This is a genomic window from Mesorhizobium sp. B2-3-5, from assembly GCF_006442395.1.
Classification (GTDB): domain Bacteria; phylum Pseudomonadota; class Alphaproteobacteria; order Rhizobiales; family Rhizobiaceae; genus Mesorhizobium.
This window is the reverse complement of record NZ_VFVX01000039.1, coordinates 1-13,765: the sequence shown is the minus strand read 5'-3', so window position 1 is coordinate 13,765 and position 13,765 is coordinate 1. Positions and strand designations below refer to the sequence as shown.

The following is a 13,765-nucleotide window of genomic DNA, read 5'->3' as shown; positions in this document are numbered from 1 at the left end:
GTAAGGATTTGGGGACAAGCATCTGCATGCGTATCTGCCTTCTCGTCATGACTGTTGGATTTTTGTCCTGCGCTGCGGGGGCCGATGCTGCGGACAAGACGGTCCATGACCGGGCCAACGGATTTTCGCTGACCTTTCCCCAGGAATGGATCAATGAGCCGCCTTCCGACGAGGCGATATTGCTGAGTATAGAACCCAACGATCAGAGTCTTACCTGCATGGTTTCGGCCTCGCTTTACAATCGATCCGGACCCGGCTCGCCGGCCGATCCGCGCAAGTTCATCGAGGACTGGTCGATGAACGACTGGAAGTGGATGATAGGTAGATCATACAGCACAGCCGAGTTCAGCAATGACAAGCTTGCAAGGTTTCCGGACGGCTATCCTGTGCGTCTTGCCGATCTGGACTTTACGGTTATCGACAAGGATACCCGCCTACATGGCCATTCCAGGTTTGCTTTTTCGGTTCGAGGCGCGCGCTACGGTTATGTCAATTGCAGCGTGATGGGCGAGAGCGCCGGCCAGGTTGCGCAGATGTGGGCGCCGCTGGCGGACAAGGCTGAGCGTGTGGTGAATTCGTTTGTTCTCGACTCACCTTGAGCGGCACATTGTGTGCCGGTTTTGCGAAATCAGGTAAACAGGCCCCGTTCGCGTTCCACCGCCTTGGTGATGAAGCTGGCGACGATCTGGATGCGGCGCAGCGGCCTGACCGATTCGTGATAGACCAGCCAGTAGGCGCGACGGATGGGCGCCACCACATCGACGGCCACCAGTTCCGGCATCGAGCGGGCGACGAAAGTGTGCAGGATGCCGATGCCCGCGCCCGAGCGCACCGCTTCGGCCTGGCCGAGCGCCGAGGAGATGGCGAAGCTGGTGCGCCAGTCGGCGCTGAATTCGGCGGCGTAATCGAGTGACGGGCTGACGATGAGGTCGGGCACATAGCCGATGAGGGTGTGCCGGCCGAGTTCGGCCGCGGTTTTGGGCAGGCCGTTGGCATCGGCGTAGGCACGCGACGCGAACAGGCCGAGCGAATAGTCGACCAGCTTTCCCGCCACCAGCCGGCCTTCGGTCGGCCGCTCGACAGTGATGGCGATGTCGGCCTCGCGGCGTGAGAGGGAGAAAGAGCGCGGCACCGGCACGAGCTGGATCGTCAATTCGCGATGCAGCGCGGTCAGCGCGCCGAGACGCCTGGCCAAGAAGGCGACGCCAAAGCCGTCCGGCGCGCCGATGCGCACCGTGCCCGAGATATCGTCGCCCTCGCCTGATATGGCCGAGCGCGCGGCGATCATGTCGCCCTCCATGCGTTCGGCAATGTCGAGGAAGCGCTCGCCGGCTGGCGTCAGCTCGCTGCCGGTGGTCAAGCGGCGGAAGAGTTTCGTGCGCAGCGCATCCTCGAGCGCAGCGATGCGGCGCGAGACGGTGGCGTGGTTGAGTTCGAGCCGCTTGGCGGCGCCCAGAATCTGGCCGGCGCGGGCCACGGCAAGGAAGACGCGGACGTCATCCCAGTTCATGGGGATGACCCATAAGCTTGAGATTGCAGGTCGAGTTCCCGCCCACCCCCCTCTGGCCTGCCGGCCATCTCCCCCGCAAGGGGGGAGATTGATAGCTCTCTTGATGGCGCCACTCCTCAAGCATTGGTGATTGGAGAAGGCGGACGTGGCGTTCGATCTCCCCCCTTGCGGGGGAGATGTCCGGCAGGACAGAGGGGGGTGTGAAGGAACGCAAGCTTCAGCCTTTTCAGCTACCCATCATTTGCGGCAATTAATGCACACCCAGCGCTCGTTGTCTATTTCGCGCACAACGGTTGCGATCTCCCTCGCGTTGCTATCCGCCTGCCAAAGGCGGACAATGCAGCATCACAAACCCAGGGAGAGAAATCATGATCGAATACGGTCATTTCATCGGCGGCAAGCGCGTCGCCGGCACCAGCGGCCGCAAGCAGGATGTCATGCAGCCGATGGACGGCTCCGTGCGCGGCACGGTTGCGCTGGCCTCGCAGGCGGAACTGCGCGCCGCGGTCGAGAACGCCAAGGCAGCGCAGCCCAAATGGGCCGCCACCAACCCGCAGCGCCGCGTGCGCGTTTTGATGAAGTTCCTCGAACTGGTCCAGCGCGACTATGACGAACTGGCCGACATCCTGGCGCGCGAGCACGGCAAGACCATTGCCGACGCCAAGGGCGACATCCAGCGCGGCCTCGAAGTGGTCGAGGTCTGCATCGGCGCGCCGCACATGATGAAGGGCGAGTTCACCGACGGCGCCGGCCCTGGCATCGACGTCTATTCGATGCGCCAGCCGCTCGGCGTCGTGGCCGGCATCACGCCGTTCAACTTCCCGGCGATGATCCCGCTGTGGAAGATCGCGCCGGCCATCGCCTGCGGCAATGCCTTCATCCTAAAGCCTTCCGAGCGTGATCCGGGCGTGCCGATGCGCATTGCCGAACTGTTCATCGAGGCCGGCCTGCCGGCGGGCATCCTCAATGTCGTCAATGGCGACAAGGATGTTGTCGACGCCATCCTTGACGATCCCGACATCAAGGCCATCGGCTTTGTCGGTTCGACGCCGATCGCGCATTACATTTATTCGCGTGGCACCGCGGCCGGCAAGCGCGTGCAGTGCTTCGGCGGCGCCAAGAACCACATGATCATCATGCCGGACGCCGACATGGACCAGACCGTCGATGCGCTGATCGGCGCCGGCTACGGTTCGGCGGGCGAGCGCTGCATGGCGATCTCGGTTGCCGTCCCGGTCGGCAACGACACCGCCAACCGGCTGATGGAAAAGCTGGTGCCGCGCGTCGAAAGTCTCAAGGTCGGCCCATCGACGGACTCCTCCGCCGATTTCGGCCCGCTGGTGACGGCACAGGCGCTGGAGCGGGTGAAGGGCTATGTCGATACCGGCGTCAAGGAAGGCGCCAAGCTTGTCGTCGATGGCCGCGGCTTCAAGATGCAGGGTTATGAGAACGGCTACTATATGGGCGGCTGCCTGTTCGACAATGTCACATCAGACATGCGCATCTACAAGGAGGAAATCTTCGGGCCCGTGCTCTCGGTGGTGCGCGCGCCGACCTATGAGAACGCCATCAAACTCGCCAACGATCATGAGATGGGCAACGGCGTTGCCATCTTCACCCGCGACGGCGACGCAGCGCGTGATTTCGCAAGCCGTGTCCAGGTCGGCATGGTCGGCGTCAACGTGCCGATCCCGGTGCCGATTGCCTATTACACGTTCGGCGGCTGGAAGGCGTCGTCCTTCGGCGATCTCAACCAGCACGGCCCGGATGCGTTCCGCTTCTACACCAAGACCAAGACGGTGACCTCGCGTTGGCCGTCCGGCATCAAGGACGGCGCCGAGTTCGTTATCCCGACGATGAACTGACCGGACGATTTCTTGCTTGCGCGTCCTCGCCTTCGGCTGCGGGCGCGCGGGCCGGCATCAAGGATGGCGCCGAGTTCGTTATCCCGACGATGAATGACCAGGAAGGCCCGGGCGCACCCCGGGCCTTTTGATTCTCACGCCACGCTATATGTCTAAACGCTAATGTGATGGAACAAAGCGGCCGGGCTACAGCTTTTGCTGTATTCCTGCCATGGGCAGGCAATCCGACAGCGCCGGTGTAAACCCGGGGTGCTCGTCTGGCGCAAGGAGGTGTCAGATGAAACGACGTTTTATCGCAACGATATTTTGCACGGCCATGGCAATGTCCGGTGTCGTGCAGGCTGAAGCGGCCGGGCAATGCGCCGCGCGCGCCGACATCGTCAAGGCGCTCGGCGACAATTTCCATGAGAGCGAAGCCGGGCGTGGCCTGATCAACCCAAGTGTGATCCTGGAGGTCTTTGTTTCCGAACAAGGCAGTTGGACCGTACTGGCCTCCGATACCAAGGGCCAGAGTTGCATCCTGTCCGTCGGCGAAGGCTGGGACAGTTCGACGATGAAAGCAGCCCTGCCGGGCGCTTGAGCGAAGTTCGGTGTGTCGCGGCCATCATCGCGGCAGGAGCCATGCAGCAGCGCTATGGGCCGCTTGACGTTTTTGACTCACAGCCTTTTCCAGCGCACCGCGGCGCGACTTGGGGACGATGGCGGCAAGGCCCGAACGGGTGCTTGTTTTCGGATCGGGACCTTACCATATCGAATCAAGGGAAGTGATGGGAACTTCCCACACGACAGACCGGAAACCAGAAGGAGTGACGTGATGAAGACGTCGGATCCGGCCTGGAACGCTCCGGTGTGCTGAGGCTGCCAACGTGCCTCCCTTGCCGGAATGTCAGGGCGAAGGAGATGCCGGATGGCACACAAAATTTCGTTTCGATGGATCCGGATGGCCGCGACCGGCGCCGCGCTGGCGCTGATGACGCTGTCCGCACAGGCGCAACTCGTCTGCGGCGCCCACAATGACGTCGTCGCGGGATTGGCGCAGGCTTTTCAAGAGAAGCAGATCGGCTACGGAGTGGTCGGACAGGCCGCGATTGTCGAGATCTACGTTTCGGCAAGCGGGTCCTGGACGATGCTGATAACCGACGTGAAGGGCCGAAGCTGCATCCTCGCGGCCGGTGAGGGCTGGGAGAACAACCTCGCCGTCGCCACGATGACGCACGGGATCTGAGCCGCCCGATCAACGCGTGGCGGCGACCTCGGCATGGCCGCGCAGCAGCGCCATCAGCCTCTTGGCGTCCTTGGCCGCGGCTTCCTCGTCGCCGTCGAGGATCGAGCGGATCAAGGCGACATGGTGCTCGGCGGATTCCGCCAGCCCGGTGTCGGCCTTGTAGCGGAACCAGAAGCGGCGGCTATGGGTCTGCAAGGGCGCGGCCAGCCTGGCGGCGAACGGATTGTCGGCGGCCAGCGCCAGCGCCTCGTCGAGCGCCTTGTCGGCCTGGATGAAGGCAAGCACATTGCTGGAGATGACCGCCTTCTGCATGGAAAGGGCCGCCTCGTGAAACAGGTCGGCGGCCTCGCGGGTGACGAAGCGGGCAGCCGAGCGGGCAAGTACCACTTCGATGCCGCGCCGGGCGTCGAGCACGCGCAGCCAGTCGCCCGGATGCAGCGGCGCGATGGCGATGCCGGCGCGGGGCCGCACGTCCAGCAGCCCTTCCCAGGCCAGCCGCTGGATCGCCTCGCGCACCGGCGTGCGGCCCAGCGCCAGCTTTTCGATCAGCGCCCCCTCGGTGACAAAGCCCGCCGGCGCCAGTTCCAGCGTGACGATCATATGCTCGAGCACGCGATAGGCCTTGGTCGCCGCCGGCTCGGACGTCATGCTTGCTTCCAGGGATATCAATGGCGGGCTCCTGATATATCTAGAATATATCATAACGGATTCCGCATTGACAGCGACTTTCCCAACAGATATACGTCTGATATATCAGATGGAGAAATGATCATGTGGACCGGAGTCTTCCCCGCCGTCACGACCAAATTCACCGCCGACGATCGCCTTGACCATGCCGAAATGGAACGCTGCTTCAACCTGCAGATGGAGGCTGGCTGCGACGGCATCATCGTCTGCGGTTCGCTCGGCGAAGGACCGATGCTGTCGCATGACGAGAAGATCGAGGTGCTGAAGACCGCGCGGAAAGTCGCCGGCAAGAAGCCGGTGCTGCTGACGGTCAACGAGGCAGGCACCCGCGAGGCGGCCAGCATCGCCAAGCGTGCCGCAAGGGAAGGCGCCAATGGCTTGATGGTGGTGCCGAGCCCGATCTACCACACGAATGCGGAAGAGACGGTCGCGGCCCTGCGTGCCGTCGCCGAAGCCGGCGACCTGCCGGTGATGATCTACTCCAACCGGCTCGCCTACCGTGTCGACGTCACCGTCGACCAGATGGAGGAGTTGGCGTCGGACAAGCGCTTCGTGGCCATCAAGGAATCCTCCGACGACATCCGCCGCTCCACCGAGATCATCAACCGCCTGGGCAGCCGGTACGACCTGTTCACCGGCGTCGACAATCTCGCCTTCGAGGCGCTGTCGGTCGGCGCCATCGGCTGGGTGGCCGGCCTGGTCACCGCCTTCCCGCGCGAAACCGTCGCCATCTACCAGCTGATGAAGCAGGGCCGCCGCGAGGAGGCGCTCGCCATCTACCGCTGGTTCCGGCCGCTGCTCGACCTCGATGTCTCGACCTATCTGGTGCAGAACATCAAGCTCGCCGAAGTTTTCACCATTCAGACCAACGACCGTGTCCGCATGCCGCGCCAGCCGCTGTCTGGCGAGCGCCGCAAGGCGGTCGAGAAGATCGTCAAGGATGCACTGGCGGTGCGGCCGACACTGCCGAAATTTTGAGGAGGTTCTTCTTCCTTTTCATGGGAGAAGATGGCGGCAGCCAGATGAGGAGCAGCGCCCCACGTGGCCGGAAATTCCAAGTCGACAGAAGCAGGGCGCCGCCCCTCATCCGCCCTTCGGGCCCCTTCTCCCCGTGAACGGGGTGAAGACATCGCCATCATCGGCGGCGGCATCATCGGCATCTGCGCGGCCGCCTTTCTTGCCGAGGCGGGGCTGGATGTCACGGTCTTCGACCGCACCGGCATCTGCGAAGAGACCAGTTCCGGCAATGCCGCCGCCTTCGCCTTTTCCGACGTGTTGCCGCTGGCCCACAAGGGCATGATCCGCCAGTTGCCGAAATGGCTGGCCGATCCGCTCGGCCCGCTCAGCATCCCGCCCGCCTACCTGCCGAAACTCCTGCCCTGGCTGTTCCGGTTCTGGCGCGCCGGCGCACCGGCGAAATACGAGGCCAGCCTCGCCACCCAGGCCGGCATGATGAAGCTTGCAGAAGCGGAGTGGATGGGTCTGCTCGATCGTTCCGGCACGCGGCCGATGCTGCGCGAGGACGGTTCGCTGGAACTTTACGAAAGCGAAGCCGAGTTCCGCGCCGCGCTGCCGGGCTGGGCGGCGCGCGAACGCTTCGGCATCGGCTTCCGCCACGTCGACGGCGAGGGGCTGGCGGCTTTGCAGCCTGGACTGTCGCCGCGCTTCGTCAAGGGCACGTTCGTGCCGGGCTGGAAGACGGTCGCCGATCCGAAACTGCTCGGCAAGGCAGTGTGGGCCTATGCCGAGGCCAAGGGCGCCCGCTTTGAAACGGCCCGCATCGACCGGATCGCGGCGGATCAGGACGGCGCGGCGCTGACGCTGGCCGACGGAACCATTAGGCGCGCCAGGCGGCTCGTTGTCGCCGCCGGCGCCTGGTCGCACCTTCTGGCGCGGCAGCTCGGCGACCGCATTCCGCTGGAGACCGAGCGCGGCTACAACACGACATTGCCGAACGGCGCTTTCGACGTGACGCGGCAGCTGATCTTCTCCAGCCATGGCTTCGTCATCACGCCGCTCGAAACGGGCCTGCGCGTGGGCGGCGCCGTCGAACTCGGCGGCATCGAACGGCCGCCCAACTTCAACAGGTCGAAAGCGCTCTTGCAAAAGGCGCAGCAATTCCTGCCGGGGCTCGATCCGTCGGGTGGGCGCGAATGGATGGGGTTCCGCCCCTCGCTGCCGGATTCGGTGCCTGTCATCGGCAAGGCGCCGGGAGCCCCGCCGGTGGTGTATGCTTTCGGCCACGGCCATCTCGGCCTGACCCAGGCTGCGGCGACTGGACGGTTGATCCGCGAGCTCGTCCTGAGGCAGACTCCGTCTGTTGATCTGGCCCCCTTCAGCCCGCAACGGTTTTGATTTTCGAGGAGCGACATGGCCAAGAAATCCTTCTTCTGTATCGACGGCCACACTTGCGGCAATCCGGTGCGGCTGGTCGCCGGCGGCGGCCCACTGCTGCAGGGTTCGACAATGATGGAACGGCGCGCGCATTTCCTCGCCGAGTATGACTGGATCCGCACCGGCCTGATGTTCGAGCCGCGCGGCCACGACGTGATGTCTGGCTCGATCCTCTACCCACCGACGCGCGAGGATTGCGACATCGCTATCCTGTTCATCGAAACCTCGGGCTGCCTGCCGATGTGCGGCCACGGCACCATCGGCACGGTCACGATGGCGATCGAGCACGGGCTGATCAAGCCGCGGACGCCAGGTGTGCTGCGGCTCGACACGCCGGCCGGCCTGGTCATCGCCGAATACAAGCAGGTCGGCGAATATGTCGAGGAGGTGCGCATCACCAACGTGCCGTCGTTCCTCTATGCCGAAGGGCTGACGGTCGAATGTCCCGGGCTCGGCGAGATCACCGTCGATGTCGCCTATGGCGGCAATTTCTACGCCATCGTCGAGCCGCAGGCGAACTATCGCGACATGGCCGACCATTCCGCCGGCGACCTCATTGCCTGGAGCCCGGTGGTGCGGCAGCGGCTGAACGAGAAATATGCCTTCGTGCATCCGGAGAATCCCGGCATCAACAGGCTGTCGCATATGCTGTGGACCGGCAAGCCGACGGTGGAGGGGGCTGACGCCCGCAACGCCGTCTTCTACGGCGACAAGGCGATCGACCGCTCACCCTGCGGCACCGGTACCTCGGCGCGGATGGCGCAGCTCCATGCCAAGGGCAAGCTCAAGGCGGGCGACGCCTTCGTGCATGAATCGATCATTGGTTCGCTGTTCAAGGGCAAGGTCGAAAAGGAGGTCACCGTGGCGGGCAAGCCGGCGATCATACCCTCGATCGGCGGCTGGGCGCGCATGACCGGACTGAACACGATCTTCATCGACGACCGCGATCCGTTCGCGCATGGGTTCGTGGTCAAATAGGCGATTCATCACGCAACGGAAGGCATGGAGGCGCAAGAAGGAATGCTGTCGGCGGCGCAAGGAATCCCTTCATCAACTTATTTTGACGGCGATTTCTTCGAAACGGCGCGCATGATAGGCCTGAATCGTCAAAGACATTGCGTTATGCCAATGATAGGGTCCGCGATAGTCCAGAGGCCGGGTGCAAAAAAACGGGCAGTCGAAATGGCGTGCATTGGAAACGCGCATGGCGATCGAAAAATCACGTTGCAATCCGGGCTCGAAACTTTACGACTAGGGGAAATACGAAAAGGAATGCGTCTGCATGGGCGACATTCCAGGGGAGCCATGTACACATGCAGTATTTTGTCCAGCAGCTTATCAACGGGCTGACGCTGGGATCGATCTATGGGCTGATCGCGATCGGCTACACGATGGTCTACGGCATCATCGGAATGATCAATTTCGCCCATGGCGACATTTTCATGGTGGGCGCCTTCACCGCGCTGATCGTTTTCCTCATCCTGGGCGCGCTGTTCTATTCGGTGCCTGTGGTCATCGCACTGCTGGTCATGATGATCGTGGCGATGCTGCTCACCAGTCTCTACAACTGGACGATCGAGAAGGTGGCGTACCGGCCGCTGCGCGGTTCGTTCCGGCTGGCGCCGCTGATCACCGCCATCGGCATGTCGATCGCGCTGTCGAATTTCGTCCAGGTCACGCAAGGGCCGCGCAACAAGCCGATCCCGCCGATGGTGTCGAAGGTCTACAACATCGACGGCGTCAGCGTGTCGCTGAAGCAGATCATCATCGTCATCGTCACCGCCCTTTTGCTGGTGCTGTTCTGGTATCTGGTCAACAAGACCTCGCTTGGCCGGGCGCAACGCGCCTGCGAGCAGGACCGCAAGATGGCGGCACTGCTCGGCATCGACGTCGACCGCACCATCTCGATCACCTTCATCATGGGAGCCTCGCTTGCCGCCGTCGCCGGCACGCTGTTCCTGATGTACTATGGCGTGGTGGCCTTCTCCGACGGTTTTGTGCCGGGGGTAAAGGCATTTACGGCGGCGGTGCTTGGCGGCATCGGCTCGCTTCCCGGCGCCGTGCTCGGCGGCCTTCTGATCGGCTTCATCGAGAGCATGTGGTCGGCCTATTTCTCGATCGACTACAAGGACGTCGCGGCGTTCTCGATCCTGGCGATCGTGCTGATCTTCCTGCCTTCCGGCATATTGGGCCGGCCTGAAGTCGAAAAGGTTTGAGACCATGGCCGTGACCGTATCTCGTGAGCGCGACACCGTCGCCAGCCCCATCCAGCGCGCCCTTCGGGAAGCGTTCTATGCCGGCGCCATCGCGCTTGGCCTGTTCGTGCTGTTCATCGGGCTGAAAACCGGTCAGAACATGTCCAATGAACTGGTCCTGACTCAGCGCTGGGGCTTGCTCGCCGCCGTGGTGATCGCCACGGCCGTCGGGCGTTTCCTCTATGTCGCCTACGGCCAGCCCTTCATGGCCAACCAAAAGATCGCCGACGTCGCCACCGGTCTGTTACCAGCCAGCGTGGGGTCACGATTCTTTCAGTTGCCGGCGTTCATCCTGGCTGTCGTCGCGGCCGCGCTGCTGTTCGTGTTGGGCGGCTCTCTCGCCGGATGGGTGGGAGCAGAACCGGCCGGCTATCTCCAATTCCTGCGCGCCCTGGCGGTCATCTATGTGCTGGGTTGCGTGATCTACTACTTCCGCGCCTTCATTCATGCCAACTTCACCAAATTGGGCATCACAGCGTTGGTGCTGTACCCGATCCTCGTGGTCGCGGTGCTGTCGCTGAACGCCTGGTCGATTGCTGGAGGGCTGCAGGGCTCGCTGAAATGGGTCGACAATTTCGGCATCCAGATCCTGATCTATGTGATGCTGGCCTGGGGACTGAACATCGTCGTCGGCCTCGCCGGCCTGCTCGACCTCGGCTACGTCGCCTTTTATGCACTTGGCGCCTATGCCTATGCGCTTCTTGCCACGCATTACGGCCTGTCGTTCTGGATCCTGCTGCCGGCCGCGGGCTGCATGGCCGCTCTCTGGGGGGTGCTGCTCGGCTTCCCCGTGCTGCGTCTGCGCGGCGACTATCTGGCGATCGTGACGCTCGCCTTCGGCGAGATCATCCGGCTGGTGCTGATCAACTGGCGCGAGGTCACCAACGGCTCGGCCGGTATCTCCGGCATTCCCAAGGTTTCCTTCTTCGGCCTGATGACCTTCAATGTGTCGGACCCCAATTACATTGCCAAGGTTCTGCATCTCGCGACCTCGAGCGCCTATTACAAGATTTTCCTCTACTATCTGATCCTGGGTCTGTGCCTGCTTACCGCCTTCGTCACCATCAGGCTGCGCCGTCTGCCGGTCGGCCGTGCTTGGGAGGCCTTACGTGAGGACGAGATCGCCTGCCGCTCGCTCGGTATCAACACCACCACCACCAAGCTGACGGCGTTTGCCACCGGCGCGATGTTCGGCGGTTTCGCCGGCTCGTTCTTTGCCGCGCGGCAAGGCTTCGTCAGCCCGGAATCCTTCGTCTTCCTGGAATCGGCCATCATCCTGGCCATCGTCGTGCTCGGCGGCATGGGATCGCTGGTTGGCATCGCGGTTGCCGCGATGGTGATGATCGGCGGCACCGAGGCGTTGCGCGAACTCGACTTCCTCAAGCAGGTCTTCGGGCCTGATTTCACACCGGAACTCTACCGCATGCTTCTGTTCGGCATGGCCATGGTGATCGTCATGCTGTGGAAGCCGCGCGGCTTCGTCGGCAGCAGGGAACCGACGGCCTTCCTTAAGGAGCGAAAAGCGGTCTCAGGCTCCTTCACCAAGGAGGGCCACGGCTAATGGATGCGAACACACAAATGAACGGCGCCATCCTGCAGGTCGATCACCTGTCGATGAAGTTCGGCGGCCTGGTCGCCATCGGCGACCTGTCCTTCACCGCTAAGCGCGGCGAAATCACGGCGCTGATCGGCCCCAACGGAGCCGGCAAAACGACCGTGTTCAACTGCATCACCGGCTTCTACAAGCCATCGGAAGGCATGATCACGCTCAATCGTGCCGATGGCTCGAGCTATCTCCTGGAACGGCTGCCCAACCACGAGATCCCGGCGCGCGCCAAGGTGGCGCGCACCTTCCAGAACATCCGCCTGTTTTCGGGCATGACGCTGCTGGAAAACCTCCTGGTTGCCCAGCACAACAAACTGATGAAGGCTTCGGGCTATACGGTGCTTGGCCTGTTCGGCTTCAGCGGCTACCGCAGGGCCTCGGCTGAATCAGTGGAACTCGCCAAGCATTGGCTGGAGAAGGCCGATCTCGTCGATCGTGCCGACGATCCGGCCGGCGACCTGCCCTATGGTGCGCAGCGGCGCCTCGAGATCGCGCGCGCCATGTGCACCGGTCCGGAGCTTCTGTGCCTCGACGAGCCGGCGGCCGGCCTCAACCCGAAGGAATCGGCCGCCCTCAACGAGCTGCTGATGGACATCAAGAACACCTCAGGGGCCTCGATCCTGCTGATCGAGCACGACATGTCGGTGGTCATGCAGATTTCCGACCATGTCGTGGTGCTGGAATATGGCCGCAAGATCTCCGACGGCAATCCGCAGTCGGTGCGCACCGATCCGCGCGTCATCGCCGCCTATCTCGGCGTCGACGACGAGGAGGTCGAGACGGTGCTGACCGAAGTCGGCGACGAGGACGTCATCGAACAACTTGATACGGGTCCCGACGCCGCGCATGGTCCGGGCACCTCGGCGTCGTATCTGGCCGGTCCGGTGAGCGACACGGTCGGCCACAGCGAGGGCGAGCGCGTCACGGTGTCGAAAGGCGCCTCCAAGGCTGCGCAGATCGATGCGCGTGCCGTGACCGTGGCGAGCAAACCCGTTGTGGCTAAACCTGAACAGGCGACAAAGCCGGCTCCGGCCGCCAAGCCGGTCGCGAAAGCGGCAGCAAAGAAGCCGGCCGCCAAGGCACCCGCGGCAAAGGCCGAGGGCGTTTCGAACCGTCTCGCTGCTCCGCGTGGCGGCAAAGCCGACAACCTGACCCGCATCAAGGGCATTGGTGCGGTCAACGAGAAGAAGCTCAACGAACACGGCATCTTCCACTTCGACCAGATCGGCGCCTGGAAGAAGGCCGACGTCGAGGCCGCCGAAGCCTATCTCGCTTTTGACGGGCGCATAGCGCGTGAGGACTGGGTCAAGCAGGCCAGGCTGCTCGCTCAGGGCAAGGACACGGAATTCTCGCGCCGCGTCGATGCGGGCAAGGTGGCGGCCAGCCCTGCGTCGGCAAAGAGCGCCGGCACGACTTCCGGAAAAACAGCCGCCGCCAAGCCTGCGACCGGCAAGCGCGGAGGAGGCAAGTGATGGCCGGCACGACACTGCTCGATATCAAGGGTGTACAGACCTATTACGGCAACATCCGGGCGCTGAACGGCGTCGACGTCACCGTCAAGCAGGGCGAGATCGTGGCGCTGATCGGCGCCAACGGCGCCGGCAAGTCGACGCTGATGATGACCATCTTCGGGGCCCCGCGCGCCCGCACCGGCACCATCACCTTCGCCGGCACCGACATCACGCAGTTGCCGACGCACGAGATCGCGCGCCTGCGCATTGCCCAGTCGCCGGAAGGACGCCGCATCTTCCCACGCATGACGGTGATGGAAAACCTGCAGATGGGCGCTAGCCTCGACAACCTCAAGCACTATGACGAGGACGTCGAAAAGGTGTTCACGCTGTTTCCACGGCTCAAGGAGCGCATCGCCCAGCGCGGCGGCACGCTGTCGGGCGGCGAGCAGCAGATGCTGTCGATCGGACGCGCGCTGATGGCGCGGCCGAAGCTGCTTTTGCTCGACGAGCCGTCGCTCGGGCTGGCGCCGCTGATCGTCAAGCAGATCTTCGATGCCATCCGCGAGTTGAACCGCACCCAGGGGTTGACGGTGTTCCTGGTCGAGCAGAACGCGTTCGGCGCGCTCAAGCTCGCCAACCGCGGCTATGTCATGGTCAACGGCAATGTGACGATGAGCGGCACCGGCAAGGAACTGCTCGCCAATCCCGAAGTGCGCGCCGCCTATCTCGAAGGCGGCCACCACTGAGTTCAGGAGTCTCCACCATGCAA

The 13,765-nt window shown here is 63.4% G+C and carries 13 protein-coding genes; 11 read left to right on the top strand and 2 right to left on the bottom strand.

The genetic code is table 11. The features are described 5' to 3' along the window. Window positions 1-26 precede the first annotated feature (26 nt). Entirely contained in the window at window positions 27-599 is a 573-nt protein-coding gene (locus FJ958_RS27575; protein WP_140748092.1) for a hypothetical protein, read from the top strand. Window positions 600-628: 29 nt separating this feature from the next. Here the strand turns inward: FJ958_RS27575 and FJ958_RS27570 are convergent, their stop codons facing one another. Then, window positions 629-1,510: a LysR family transcriptional regulator gene (locus tag FJ958_RS27570; RefSeq protein WP_140748090.1), complete on the bottom strand. Its 882-nt coding sequence runs from the start codon at window positions 1,508-1,510 to the stop codon at window positions 629-631. Window positions 1,511-1,878: 368 nt separating this feature from the next. Between FJ958_RS27570 and FJ958_RS27560 the strand changes: the two genes are divergently transcribed. The 3 genes from FJ958_RS27560 to FJ958_RS27550 all read left to right on the top strand — a co-directional run bounded on the left by FJ958_RS27560 (window position 1,879) and on the right by FJ958_RS27550 (window position 4,600). Continuing rightward, the gene (locus FJ958_RS27560; protein ID WP_140748087.1) at window positions 1,879-3,375 is read left to right on the top strand and encodes a CoA-acylating methylmalonate-semialdehyde dehydrogenase; all 1,497 of its coding nucleotides are present in this window, start codon (window positions 1,879-1,881) and stop codon (window positions 3,373-3,375) included. Window positions 3,376-3,652: 277 nt separating this feature from the next. Further along, complete coding sequence (locus tag FJ958_RS27555) at window positions 3,653-3,955, top strand: hypothetical protein (RefSeq protein ID WP_140748085.1); 303 nt, start codon at window positions 3,653-3,655, stop codon at window positions 3,953-3,955. 327 nt (window positions 3,956-4,282) lie between these two features. Next, window positions 4,283-4,600: a hypothetical protein gene (locus tag FJ958_RS27550; RefSeq protein WP_140748083.1), complete on the top strand. Its 318-nt coding sequence runs from the start codon at window positions 4,283-4,285 to the stop codon at window positions 4,598-4,600. A 9-nt stretch (window positions 4,601-4,609) separates the two neighbouring features. On the opposite strand, the gene FJ958_RS27545 is transcribed toward FJ958_RS27550, so the two are convergent. Further along, window positions 4,610-5,248, bottom strand: coding sequence for a GntR family transcriptional regulator (locus FJ958_RS27545; RefSeq protein ID WP_246679795.1), 639 nt, complete (start codon window positions 5,246-5,248; stop codon window positions 4,610-4,612). A gap of 123 nt (window positions 5,249-5,371) precedes the next feature. On the opposite strand from FJ958_RS27545, the gene FJ958_RS27540 reads away from it, so the two are divergent. The 7 genes from FJ958_RS27540 (at window position 5,372) to FJ958_RS27510 (ending at window position 13,742) form a co-directional block, all read left to right on the top strand. Next, window positions 5,372-6,265: a dihydrodipicolinate synthase family protein gene (locus tag FJ958_RS27540; RefSeq protein ID WP_140748079.1), complete on the top strand. Its 894-nt coding sequence runs from the start codon at window positions 5,372-5,374 to the stop codon at window positions 6,263-6,265. A gap of 63 nt (window positions 6,266-6,328) precedes the next feature. After that, entirely contained in the window at window positions 6,329-7,642 is a 1,314-nt protein-coding gene (locus FJ958_RS27535) for an FAD-dependent oxidoreductase (protein ID WP_140748077.1), read from the top strand. A 15-nt stretch (window positions 7,643-7,657) separates the two neighbouring features. After that, entirely contained in the window at window positions 7,658-8,659 is a 1,002-nt protein-coding gene (locus FJ958_RS27530) for a 4-hydroxyproline epimerase (RefSeq protein ID WP_140748075.1), read from the top strand. A 335-nt stretch (window positions 8,660-8,994) separates the two neighbouring features. Beyond that, window positions 8,995-9,897, top strand: a complete 903-nt coding sequence (locus tag FJ958_RS27525) for a branched-chain amino acid ABC transporter permease LivH (protein WP_140748073.1) — start codon at window positions 8,995-8,997, stop codon at window positions 9,895-9,897. 4 nt (window positions 9,898-9,901) lie between these two features. After that, window positions 9,902-11,497, top strand: coding sequence for a high-affinity branched-chain amino acid ABC transporter permease LivM (livM, locus tag FJ958_RS27520; RefSeq protein WP_140748071.1), 1,596 nt, complete (start codon window positions 9,902-9,904; stop codon window positions 11,495-11,497). Further along, complete coding sequence (locus FJ958_RS27515; protein ID WP_140748069.1) at window positions 11,497-13,014, top strand: ATP-binding cassette domain-containing protein; 1,518 nt, start codon at window positions 11,497-11,499, stop codon at window positions 13,012-13,014. Before livM ends, FJ958_RS27515 begins: the two co-directional genes overlap by 1 nt. Then, window positions 13,014-13,742 (top strand): ABC transporter ATP-binding protein, encoded by a 729-nt coding sequence (locus FJ958_RS27510; protein WP_140748067.1) that lies wholly within the window; start codon window positions 13,014-13,016, stop codon window positions 13,740-13,742. The genes FJ958_RS27515 and FJ958_RS27510 overlap by 1 nt, the downstream gene beginning before the upstream one ends. Window positions 13,743-13,765: the final 23 nt, after the last annotated feature.

Excerpts from the sequence above, each read along its gene's own strand:
- FJ958_RS27575 (WP_140748092.1), top strand. The coding sequence starts at position 27 with ATGCGTATCTGCCTTCTCGTCATGACTGTTGGATTTTTGTCCTGCGCT.
- FJ958_RS27570 (WP_140748090.1), bottom strand. The coding sequence starts at position 1,510 with ATGAACTGGGATGACGTCCGCGTCTTCCTTGCCGTGGCCCGCGCCGGC.
- FJ958_RS27560 (WP_140748087.1), top strand. The coding sequence starts at position 1,879 with ATGATCGAATACGGTCATTTCATCGGCGGCAAGCGCGTCGCCGGCACC.
- FJ958_RS27555 (WP_140748085.1), top strand. The coding sequence starts at position 3,653 with ATGAAACGACGTTTTATCGCAACGATATTTTGCACGGCCATGGCAATG.
- FJ958_RS27550 (WP_140748083.1), top strand. The coding sequence starts at position 4,283 with ATGGCACACAAAATTTCGTTTCGATGGATCCGGATGGCCGCGACCGGC.
- FJ958_RS27545 (WP_246679795.1), bottom strand. The coding sequence starts at position 5,248 with ATGACGTCCGAGCCGGCGGCGACCAAGGCCTATCGCGTGCTCGAGCAT.
- FJ958_RS27540 (WP_140748079.1), top strand. The coding sequence starts at position 5,372 with ATGTGGACCGGAGTCTTCCCCGCCGTCACGACCAAATTCACCGCCGAC.
- FJ958_RS27530 (WP_140748075.1), top strand. The coding sequence starts at position 7,658 with ATGGCCAAGAAATCCTTCTTCTGTATCGACGGCCACACTTGCGGCAAT.
- FJ958_RS27525 (WP_140748073.1), top strand. The coding sequence starts at position 8,995 with ATGCAGTATTTTGTCCAGCAGCTTATCAACGGGCTGACGCTGGGATCG.
- livM (WP_140748071.1), top strand. The coding sequence starts at position 9,902 with ATGGCCGTGACCGTATCTCGTGAGCGCGACACCGTCGCCAGCCCCATC.
- FJ958_RS27515 (WP_140748069.1), top strand. The coding sequence starts at position 11,497 with ATGGATGCGAACACACAAATGAACGGCGCCATCCTGCAGGTCGATCAC.
- FJ958_RS27510 (WP_140748067.1), top strand. The coding sequence starts at position 13,014 with ATGGCCGGCACGACACTGCTCGATATCAAGGGTGTACAGACCTATTAC.